This window comes from Herpetosiphonaceae bacterium, assembly GCA_036374795.1.
Taxonomy (GTDB): Bacteria; Chloroflexota; Chloroflexia; order Chloroflexales; family Kallotenuaceae; genus LB3-1.
On sequence record DASUTC010000256.1, the window covers coordinates 1 to 10,310 of the forward strand.

The 10,310-nt window shown below is 66.1% G+C and carries 2 protein-coding genes; both read right to left on the bottom strand.

From position 1 onward, the window contains the following. Positions 1–8,903 (bottom strand): amino acid adenylation domain-containing protein (locus tag VFZ66_18985; GenBank protein ID HEX6291276.1); only part of this gene is annotated, 8,903 nt, incomplete at its 3' end. Next, positions 8,904–10,310, bottom strand: a 1,407-nt coding sequence (locus VFZ66_18990; GenBank protein HEX6291277.1) for a condensation domain-containing protein, incomplete at its 5' end; no start/stop codon positions are given.

The window sequence follows — 10,310 nt, forward strand, 5'->3', positions numbered from 1 at the left end:
ATGAGCTGCTGGCGCTCGGACTCCGTCACCAGCGGCAGCGCGGCCAGACGGTGATCGGGATTGGCGGCGATGCCTTCGAGCAGCGTCGTGAAGTGCGCCAGCATGCGGCGGATCGTCGTGGCCTCGAACAGATCGGTGCTATAGTGCAGCGATCCAACCATGCCCTGCTCGGTTTCGATCAGGCTGAGATCAAGATCGAACTTGGTCGATGTATGCTCGATCGGGATCGGGCTGATCGTCAAGTCCTGCAATTCCAGCGCTGCCGCTGGCGCGTTCTGAAGGGCGAACATCGCCTGGAAGAGCGGCTGTCGGCTCATATCGCGCTCCGGCTGCACGGCATCCACGATCTGCTCGAATGGCAGATCCTGATGCGTGTACGCGCCCAGCGCCACCTCGCGCACGCGCTGGAGCGTTTCGCGGAAGCTCGGATTGCCCGATAGATCGGTGCGCAGCACCAGCGTGTTGATGAAGAAGCCGATCATGCCCTCAGTCTCGCGCATGTTGCGTCCGGCGGTCGGCGTGCCCACCGCGACATCGTCCTGGCCGGTGTAGCGCGCGAGCAGCGTCTGGAACGCCGCGAGCATCGTCATGAAAAGCGTCACGCCTTCGCGGCGGCTGATCGTGTTGAGCGCCTGGCGCAGCGGCTGCGAGAGCACAAAGTGCTCGACCGCTCCCTCGAATGAGGCGATCGGTGGGCGCGGGTGGTCGATCGGCAGATGCAGCGGCGGCACATCGGCCAACTGCTGCCGCCAGTAGCTTAGATGCGCCTCGACGACCTCGCCTTGCAGCCAGTCGCGCTGCCACACGGCGTAGTCGGCGTACTGGACCGGCAGATCTGGCAGCGTGACGGGCTCGCCCTTGACCTCGGCGTTGTAGAGCGTCTTCAACTCCTGAATAATCACGCTATTCGACCAGCCATCGCTGATGATATGGTGCAGCATCAGCAGGATGACATGATCTTCGGGGCTGATCCGCAGCAGCGTCACCCGGAACAGCGGGCCGCGCTCAAGGTCGAACAGGCGGTGCGCCTCCTCGCGCGCCACGCGGCGCGCCTCCGCCTCGCGCTCAGCCTCAGGAATGCCCTGCAAGTCGATCAGCGGGAGCGGCTGCGGCTGCGGCGCGGCGATGATCTGCACCGGCTCGCCATTCTGAATCGTAAAGGTCGTGCGGAGCGCCTCGTGCCGCCGGATGATCGTGTTGATCGTGTGCTCCATCGCCGCGAAATCGAACGGCCCGCTCACGCGGATCGCGGTCGGCTCGTTGTAGGCCGGATTGTCCGGTTGCAAGCGGTTGATGAACCAGAGCCGCTGCTGCGCGAACGAGAGCGGCAGCGCGCCGTCGCGGGGCACCGGGCGGATCGGCGGCGGCAGCAGCGACGAGTCGCTGGTGCGGGCCTGCACGATGCGCTGCGAGAGTCCGGCGATCGTCGGAGCTTCAAAGAGCATCCGCACCGGCAGATCGACCTGGAACGCCTCGCGCATGCGCGAGACGAGCAGCGTCGCCAGCAGCGAGTTGCCGCCGAGGCTAAAGAAGTTATCGGTGACGCCGACCTCGCCCACCTGAAGCACGTCGGCCCAGATGTTGGCGAGCATCTGCTCGATCGGCGTCTGCGGCGCGACAAAGTCCGTCTCCAGATCGGGGCGCAGTTGATCGGGAGCCGGCAGCGCGCTGCGATCGACCTTGCCGTTGGGCGTCAGCGGCAGCGCATCCAGCGCCATGATCAGCGCGGGCACCATGTAGCCCGGCAGGCGCGCTTCGAGGAAGCTGCGCAGCTCGTTCATGGCGGGCATCGTCTCGTGCGGCACGACGTAGGCTACCAGCCGCTTCGCCGACGAGTCGGCTGAGGTCGCGTCATCGCGCGCGACGACGACGGCCTCACGGACGGCAGGATGCTCGCCGAGCACGGCCTCGATCTCGCCGACCTCGATGCGGTAGCCCCGGATCTTGACCTGCGTATCGACGCGGCCAAGGTATTCGATCGTGCCGTTCGCGCGGTAGCGCGCGAGATCGCCGGTTTTGTAGAGCCGCGTGCCGGGCGCGCCGTGGGGCCGTCCGCCGAAGGGATTGGGAATGAAGCGCTCGGCGGTCAGCTCCGGGCGATTGAGATAGCCGCGTACCAGGCCGTCGCCGCCGATATACAGATCGCCGGGAATGCCGATCGCCGTCGGCTGGAGGTAGCGGTCAAGAATATAGATCTCGGTATTGGCGATCGGGCGTCCGATCGAGATCGCCGTGCTGCCGCGCTCGACCTGCTGAGTCGTCGACCAGATCGTCGTCTCGGTCGGGCCGTACATGTTGTGCAGCTCGGCATCGAGCGCCCTGGTTAGCTGATCGGCCAGCGCCAGCGGCAGCGCCTCACCGCCCAGCATCAGCTTACGCAGCGAGGCCATCGCCGTCAGCGCCTCAGGATCGAGCAGCAGCATATTCGCCATCGAGGGCGTACACTGCATATGCGAGATGCCGTGGCGGCTGAGCTGCGCCAGCACTGAGTAGTCCGCCGTGGCGCGGGCGTAGCGGTTGCTGCGCTCTTGCAGGAGCATCAGGTAATCGAAGCTATCGATCACGGTCTGCACCTCGACGCCAAAGTCGATCAGACAGGCAACTTCGTCGACGCCAATGCCTTTGAGTCGGTCGACCATCTGGAGGCATATGTCGGGCGTGCCCATCAGGCTGCTCGTCTCGAAGTAGCGATCGAAGGCGTGATCGAGCAGCGCCGTCATATCGTCCTCGGAAAAGTCCTCGGCCTGCGGATCGCGGCCCATGCTGCGCGCCAGATTGCCGATCAGGTCCAGCGACGTGCGCAGGTAGTTGGTGAACGGCTCGCGCACAGTTTCGCGCACGACATCGAGATCTTTCCCGACAAAAGTATGCAGCATCAGCGTCACGTGGCCGTCGCCGGGATGCCCATGCTCGCGCCAGGCCGCGCGATACAGCGCGATCTTCTCGGCCAGACCCTCAACGGTCTGTCCCAGCAGGTGCGTCAAAACGCCGACGCCGAGCGCGCCTGCGGTCTTGAACGTTTCGGGCGCTCCCGACGCTGTCAGCCACATGGGGAGGTCGGCCTGCACCGGTCGCGGCGAAACCCGAATATCGACCTGATTGCCAGCGCCGCCCTTGAACGGCACGGCCTCGCCGCGCCAGAGCTTGCGCACCGTCTCGATCTGCTCCAGCATCGCCTGCTTGCGCGTGGTGAAGCGCTCCGGCGCGAAGACAAAGTCGTCGGCGTGCCAGCCTGAGGCAAACGAGATGCCGACTCGTCCGTTCGAGAGGTTATCGACGACGGACCACTCTTCGGCGACGCGGATCGGATTATGCAGCGGCAGCACGACGCTTCCGGCGCGAATCTGCACGCGCTCGGTGATCGCCGCAATCGCCGCGCTCGTCACCGACGGATTGGGATACAATCCGCCGAAGGCGTGGAAGTGGCGCTCCGGCGTCCAGACCGCCGTAAAGCCGTGCCGATCGGCGAACTTCGCGCCCTCCATCAGCAGGCGATACTGGGTGCGCGTATCGGCGCGATCGTCGCTGGCAAAGTAGAAGAGGCTGAACTGCATCGGCTTGTCGGCGTGGGCGCTGCTCTGCGCCTGGCTGTAGTCGGCCTCGCGCTGCACTACCACCTGGAAGCCGCGCGTCAGGGTCCAGAACAGCTCAAGCACCGAGATGTCAAACGAGATACTGGTCACGGCCAGCCACGTGCCCGGCTGCGGCTCCCCGATCCGCTCGTCTATGCCGACAAAGAAGTTGACGACGCCACGGTGTGGGACCATCACGCCCTTTGGCCTGCCGGTGGAGCCTGACGTGTAGATCACATAGGCCAGATGGTCGGGCGTCGCGGCGCTGGCGACCGGTGCGGCGCTCGATCGGGCGATCGTCGGCCAATCGGTATCCACACAGACAACCTGCGCCTGATGATCGGGCAGGTCCAGCAGCAGATTGCGCTGCGTCAGCAGCACCGGAGCCGCCGAGTCCGCCACCATGAAGCTCAGCCGGTCGGCGGGGTAGCTCGGATCGAGCGGCAGATACGCGCCGCCCGCTTTGAGAATGCCGAGCAGACCCACCACCAGATCGAGCGAGCGCTCCATGAAGACGCCGACGCACACGTCCGGCCCGACGCCCAGCGATTGGAGGTAGCGCGCAAGCTGATTCGAGCGCCGATCCAGCTCGGCGTAGGCGATCTGCTGATCCTCGAAGACCGCCGCGATCGCGTCGGGGGTGCGCGCCGCCTGCTCGGCAAACAGCGTGTGGATGCAGGCATCGTGCGGATACTCGCGTGCTGTCGCGTTCCAGTCGATCAGCACCTGATGCTCCTCGCCCGGCGTCAGCAGCGAGAGGCTGGCGAGCGGCTGCGCTGGCTGCGCGGCGATCTCGGTCAGAAGCGTCTGGAAGTGACCGATCAGCCGCGTGATCGTCTCCGGCTCGAACAGATCGGTGCTGTACTCCAGCGCTCCGGTCAGGCCGTGCGGCCCTTCCGCCATCGTCAGCGTCAGATCAAACCGGGTGGTCGTGCGCGCAATCGCCAGCGGCTTGAACAGCAGCCCAGGCATCTCAACCGGGTCCATCGGCGCGTTTTGCAGCACGAACATCACCTGGAAGATCGCGTGGCGGCTCAGGTCGCGCTCCGGCTGCACGGCATCCACGATCTGCTCAAAGGGCAGATCCTGGTGGGCATACGCGCCGAGCGCCGTCGCGCGCACGCGCTGAAGCGCCTCGCGGAAGGTCGTCGCGCCCGTGAGGTCGGTACGCAGCACGAGGGTGTTGATGAAGTAGCCGATCAGGCGCTCGACCTCGCCGCGCGTGCGGTTGGCGATCGGCGTGCCGACCGCGATGTCGTCCTGGCCGCTGTAGCGGCTCAGCAACACCTGCCAGGCCGTCAGCAGCGTCATGAACAGCGTCGCGCCCTCCCGGCGGCTGATCGCCTTCAGGGTTTCGCCGAGCGCCTGTGGTAGCGCAAACTCCTGAACCGCGCCCCGCAGCGTGGCAACCGGCGGACGCGGATAATCGGTGGGCATCTGGAGCGTCGGCACGGGGGTGCCCTCTGGGCCTAGCTGCTGCTTCCAGTAGTCGAGCTGCGCCGATAGGACATCGCCCTGAAGCCAGTTACGCTGCCAGGCCGCGTAGTCGGCGTACTGAATTGGCAGCTCCGGCAGCGGGCTGGGCGAGCCGGTAGCGAAGGCCCGGTAAAGCACGGTCATCTCGCGCATAAACACGCCCATCGACCAGCCATCGGAGACGATGTGATGCATGTTCAGCAGCAGCACGTGCTCGGTTGGGCCGAGATGCAGCAGCGTTGCGCGGAGCAGTGGCCCGCTCTGGAGATCGAAGGGCCGCTCCGCCTCCTCGGAGGCCATCTGGATCGCCTCGCCCAGACGCTCCTCAGGCGGTAAGAAGTCGAGGCCGATCTGCGGCAGCGGCAGCGGCTCGACCGGGCCGATAAGCTGGATCGGCTGTCCCAGGTCGCCGCCCTGCGCGAAAACCGTCCGCAGCGACTCGTGACGACGGACGATCTCGCTCAAGCTCTGCTCCAGCGCCGCGACATCAAGCGTGCCCTCGAAGTGGAGCGCCGTCGAGATGTTGTAGGCCGCGCTTTCGGGCTGAAGCTGATCGAAGAACCAGAGCCGCTGCTGCGCGAATGAAAGCACCAGCGGCGTGCCGTCGCGCGGCACCGGCTGGATCGGGGGAGCGATCAGCTCTGGCGCTTCAAAGCGCGCGCTGGCGATACGCTCGGACAATCCGGCGACGGTCGGCGCTTCAAAGAGCGCGCGCAGCGGCAGATCGACCTGACAGACCTCGCGGATGCGTGAGATGACCTGTGTCGCCATCAGCGAGTGGCCGCCCAGCTCGAAAAAGCTGTCATGCACGCCGACGCGCTCGACATGCAGCACCTCGGCCCAGATCTGCGCCAGCATCTCCTCGATGGGCGTGCGTGGCGCGACATATGCGTCGCCAAGATCGGGACGGAGCTGATCCGGCGCTGGCAGCGCGCGGCGATTGACCTTGCCGCTCGGCGTCAATGGCAGCGCATCGAGGAAGACGAACGCGCTCGGCACCATGTAGTCGGGCAGCCGCTGCCCCAGGAACTGGCGCAGTTCCTGGGAAGAACCAAGACGCGGGGTGCCCTCTGGGCATGGCTCCCGTTCTTGGTTCTCTACAACATAGCCTACCAGCCGCTTGTGGCCGCTCTCCTCACGCGCGACGACGATGGCCTCTCGGACCGCGGGATGCTGCGCCAGCACGGCCTCGATCTCGCCGACCTCGATGCGGTAGCCGCGCACCTTGACCTGCTGGTCGCGCCGCCCGACATAGTCGATCGCGCCATTCTCCTGGTAGCGTCCCAGGTCGCCGGTGCGGTAGAGTCGTCCGCCGGGGGTTGGGCCGAACGGATCGGGCACGAAGCGCTCCGCCGTCAGATCGGGACGATCGAGATAGCCGCGCGCCAGCGCCGTCCCGCCGATGTAGATTTCACCGACGACGCCGACCGGCACCGGCTGGCCCGCGCTGTTGAGCAGCCAGATTCGGGCGTTCGCGATCGGCGTGCCGATCGGTGGGAGCGGCGGCCACGCGGTGGGCGCTCCTGTGAGCGTCCATGCCGTCACGACATGGCTTTCGGTCGGGCCATAGTGGTTATGCAGCGTACACTCAGGAGTGGTAGCCAGCCAGCGGGCCAGCGCGGGTGTGATCTGCAACTGTTCGCCTGCGGTGATAATCTCGCGCATATGCCGCAGGCCCTTTGCCTCCTGCGCCTGCTCGGCAAGATGCTGAAGCGCGACGAACGGCACGAACAGCCGCTCCACCGCCGCGCTATCCAGCTCGTCGAGCAGAGCCAGGGTATCGCGCCGCAGCTCTTCTGAGATCAGCACGAGCGTACCGCCGGTGCTCCAGGTCGAGAAGATCTCCTGGTACGACACGTCGAAGCTCAGCGGCGCGAATTGCAGGGTGCGGCGCGCGCCGGGGATCGTCGTCTGCTGCCAGTCCAGCAAGTTTACCAGCGGACGATGCGGCATGCCCACGCCTTTTGGCTGTCCGGTGGAGCCTGAGGTATAGATCACACACGCCAGATGATCGGGCGTGACCGGCGACCCGGGCGACTCGGTGGGCGACTGGGCGATCGTCGGCCAGTCGGCATCGAGACAGATCACCTGTGTCTGGTGCCGGGTACCCTCTGGGTGCAGATGCTCTTGTAGATGCTGCTGAGTCAGCAGGATCGGAACGCGCGCATCGGCCAGCATAAAGGCCAGGCGCTCGCGCGGATAGGCCGGATCGAGCGGCGTGCATGCGCCGCCCGCCTTGAGGATACCCAGCACGCCGACCATCGCGTCAATCGAGCGCTCGACGCAGAGGCCGACGCGGACATCCGGCCCCACGCCGCGCGCCTGCAAGGTGTGCGCGAGCTGATTGGCGCGGCTGTTCAATTCCGCGTAGCTCAGACGCTCGCCGCCAAAGACCACCGCATCGCGATCCGGCGTCCGCGCTGCCTGGGCTGCGACAAGCTGATGCAGGCAGGCATCCGCTGGATACGGCGCGGCGGTTGTGTTCCAATCGTGCTGCTGCTGGCGCTCCTCAGGCGTCAGCAGCACAAGATCGGCAAGGCGCTGCTGGGGCTGCGCAGCAATCTGAGCCAGCACGATCTCCAGATGGCCCAGCATCCGCTCGATCGTCGCGTCGTCGAAGCGCTGCCGATCGTAATTCAGACGCATCGCGCCCATGCCCGCCATGAGGTTGAGGGGATAGTTCGTGCGTTCCACGGCCTGCATTTTGCCGAAGGCCAGGCTGGGCCGAGCGCCGTTCCCTGTATCACTCCCTCGGCCTGCGGCTGTGGCCGGATAGTTCTCGAAGACCAGCAGGCTCTCGAAGAGCGGCTGCCCGCGCGGCACGTCGCTCCAGCCCTGGATCTGCACCAGGGGGCTGTACTCGTACTGGCGGAGCTCGGCCTGCTGCGCCTGGACCTGCTTGAGCCAGTCGAGCAGCGTCATCTCAGGCCGGATCTGAATGCGTACCGGCAGTGTGTTGATGAACAGGCCGATCATGCTCTCGACGCCTGGCAGCTCGGCGGGTCGCCCGGAGACAGTCGCGCCGAAGACCACATCCGGCTCGCCGCTGTAGTGGCTCAGCAGGATCGCCCACGCGCCCTGCATCACGGTGTTCATCGTCAGGCCGTGCTGGCGGGCGAGCGCCTGGAGCGTGGTCGCCCGCTCGATCGGAAGCAGGCGCTCCACCTCGCGATAATCGCCGGGTCCGGCATCCGGTCCCAGCGCGCGATCGACGCCAAGGGGGGTGGGCGAGGTGAAGCCTGCCAGAAATTGCCGCCAGAAGCGCTCGGCCTGCGCGAGGTCTTGCTGCTGCAACCAGGTGATGTAGTCGCGGTAGGGCCGGGGTCGCGGCAGTGGCGCTTCGCGTCCCTGGAGCGCCGCCTCGTAGAGGACAAAGACCTCGTTCAGCACCAGCGGCAGCGACCAGCCATCCATCAGCATATGGTGCTGGCTCCACACGAACTGGTAGGTGTCGTCGGCGACGCGGAAGAGGGCCAGGCGCATCAGCGGTGCGTGGGCCAGATCGAAGCCGCGCTGTCGATCGGCGTCGAGAAACGCTTTCAGCCGGGCCTGCTGCTCGTCCGCCGACAGATCGCGCCAGTCGGCTAGCTCCCAGGGCAGATCGACGCGGCGATGAACAACCTGCACCGGCGTCTTAATGCCTTCCCAGACAAACGTGCTGCGGAAGATCGAGTGGCGCTGGGCAACCTGCTCCCACGCGCGCTGAAAGGCAGCGACATTCAGCGTGCTCTGCACGGGAATGATCAGCTGCTCGACGTACATACCTGAGCCATCGTCGTACAGCGTATGGAAGAGCATGCCCTGCTGCATTGGCGAGAGGGGATAAAAGCTTTCAATGTCCTTTTTTATCGTCATTTAGGCAACTCCCAAAGATTTCGAGATGGCTGCGGTAATATCGTCGAGATCGGTCTGATCCCACTGATATTCTGCAAAGTCCGAAGGCGTGAACCCGCCGGAGTCGGGTGAGAGACAGTGCGCAATGAGCGCGCGTAGTGATGCCATATAGTCCTGAGTGAGCCGCTCAATCGTGGCTTGCTCATGGATTGCCGTGCTAAACGTCCAGCCAACCAACAGTTGACCGCCGCTGATAAAACAGGTGATCTCGATCAGATGGGCGCGCTGGCCCTCAGGATCTTGCTCAGGGCCGATCGGCTCCCGAACAGGCGTAAAGAGTCCTTTTTGCGGCACGCCCTGATCGATCTGGCCCAGGTAGTTGAAGTTGACCTCTACCGGCGCGTGATCGCGGAGCGGCGCGGTTTCCTGACTCTGGTTGAGATAGCGCAGGAGGCCGTAGCCGATGCCGCGCTGCGGGATCTGGCGCAACTGCTCCTTGATCGCCTTGAGCTGCTCGCCCAGCCCGGCCCGCCCGTCGGTTTCCAGCAGTACTGGATAGAGCGCGGTAAACCAGCCCACCGTGCGCGCGAGGTCGACCTCGGCGAAGAGGTCTTCGCGCCCGTGGCCTTCCAGCGCGACCCGCACCGCATTGCCACTCCAGCGCGTGAGCGTTTGGGCCAGCGCCGTCAGCAGCACGTCGATGATCTGCGTCTGGTACGCCTGCGGCACCTCGTGCAGCAGTGATGCTGTCTGCGCTGCCTCAAGCTGGATCATCAGGTTGCGCGTTGAGGCAAACGTGTTCGCGCCGCCGGGGAAATCGACGGGCAGCGGCGGGAGCGCGCGCTGAACGACGCGCAGCCAGGAGGGCAACTCGGCCAGCAGCGTCGGCGACGTGGCATACGCCACCAGCCGTGCGGCCCATTGCTGGAACGCGGTGGTCTTGGGCGGCAGCGCGAGCGGCTGCGCCTGCGCGAGCTGGCGATAGGCGGTTTCGAGGTCGGCGAGCAGCACCGACCACGAGACGGCATCCACCGCCAGGTGATGCCCCACCAGCAGCAGCCGGTCGGGCTGCGCGTGGCCGCGCTGGACGAGCGCGGCGCGCAGCAGCGGGCCGTGGGCGAGGTGCAGCGACCGCTGGACAGCACTGGCGGCCTCCGCGAGCGCCTGGGGCTGCTCGGCCAGCGGCACGGCGCGCAGGTCGATGGTGGTCAGCAGCGGGGTTTCGTCCGGCGCGGCCTGATATTGCCGCCAGCCGGTCGTCGTTGCCTCCAGCCGCAGCCGCAGCGCATCGTGGTGCCGGAGCACGGCCTGAAGCGCGGCCTCCAGCGCGCTCGGATCGAGGGGCTCGCCGGCGTCCAGCAGCATGGCCTGGTTGAAGTGATGCGGGTTGGGGAGCGCCTGGGCCAGGAAGTGGTGCTGGATCGGCGT